Source organism: Paraglaciecola mesophila KMM 241 (assembly GCF_000315015.1).
Lineage (GTDB): Bacteria > Pseudomonadota > Gammaproteobacteria > Enterobacterales > Alteromonadaceae > Paraglaciecola > Paraglaciecola mesophila.
On record NZ_BAEP01000057.1, the window covers coordinates 1 to 1,384 of the forward strand.

Annotated in this window: 1 protein-coding gene; it reads right to left on the bottom strand. The window is 45.1% G+C overall.

From position 1 onward, the window contains the following. Positions 1-13: 13 nt before the first annotated feature. The gene (locus GMES_RS14085) at positions 14-1,285 is read right to left on the bottom strand and encodes an IS4 family transposase (RefSeq protein WP_006993389.1); all 1,272 of its coding nucleotides are present in this window, start codon (positions 1,283-1,285) and stop codon (positions 14-16) included. Positions 1,286-1,384: the final 99 nt, after the last annotated feature.

The window sequence follows — 1,384 nt, forward strand, 5'->3', positions numbered from 1 at the left end:
CATACGTTGGACATTAAGAAATAATCGGTGTCAGGCCGGGCGCTAAACGCCCGCTCTCCCTGTCTCTATCGGGATGCGCCCTTTTGGCGTATCTTGCCAAATAATCCACTGCCCAGTTCCATGTTTGTATTAATGTTGACTGGTCGAAGTGGATTATCGATTCCATTAATTTGTAAAACCAACCTTGTGTGTTTTTTGCCACCATAAAACTTGATATTGCTATTCCTTTTAGCTGTTGAATACTAAAGCCTATTCGTCGCTTTACCAGCAGCGCTAACAGACTCACCCAAATCAGACCTTCCATCATACTGGCCTTACGTGTATTGAATTTGCGCAGGTTGCAGTAGGATTTCCATTCTTTAAATAGCAGTTCAATTTGCCAGCGTAAACCGTAGAGTTTGATGATGCTGTTGGCTGGGTACTCAGACCGAGGCAAGTTAGTCACCCAGTACGTGGGTTCGTTTTTGTCTTTCGGCCAACTGGCTATCATGCGGTAGCCGTGTGGATTTTCCACATCCATATCGACCACTTCACTACGTCGAATATGGGCCTTTACCTTTTTAAGGCTAACGCTTTTAAATCGCTTCAGGCGCTTGCCCTTCGCAGTGTAAGCCGCTGCTACAAGTGGATTACTCGTTGTCTTTGCCCTCACGGTATAAAACCCACCTGACGCATGAATGTCACGTAAGTAGGACAGTTTGAAATAGCCTCTATCGGCTAAAAACAGCTTATTCCCTAGTGAGGCCGCTGGCGGCAGGTAATCATATTCCGCTTTACTATCGGCACTTACTGACACCGCATGCGGTTGGCTGCTTAACATATCCCAGCTCACATGTATCTCTACCGCGGCTGGGCTGATAGTGGTAAAGCGCCCTTTGAACACGTCACTCAGGCTATCGTGCACCGCAAACGAACTCCCATCTTGCACCACGATTTGCTCAAACATCGATAGATTAACGTCAGTTCCTAATATCTGTTGCTGCCAGTTTCCCATCGCCATCGCTACCAACCGCTTCATCATGTCACGAAATTCAGGTTTACTTAGCTGGTTGTGGAACGGCTTGTACTGTACATCACTAAAGGTCAATCCTGTAAAATACCGGTGCAAGTCACTGATGCTATCCACAGACTTATCGCCGAGTGCCGTAAGTAACGACATTACCAATTCAAACGGCTTTACGACCCGTTGTCGGCAGCAAAATCCACTGCTTTTTCCGATATCGTTAATTTTAAATTCATTCAGGACTTTCGTTATCTTCGCAAGCTCGGTATTATTTTTATGCATGTTCTCAAATCTGTTTCAGAAGGTTTTTTTGGCGATAAACATCTGATCAGATTTAGAACATGCATTCAACCCCTAATTTCCTTAAGATCCTACGTATGA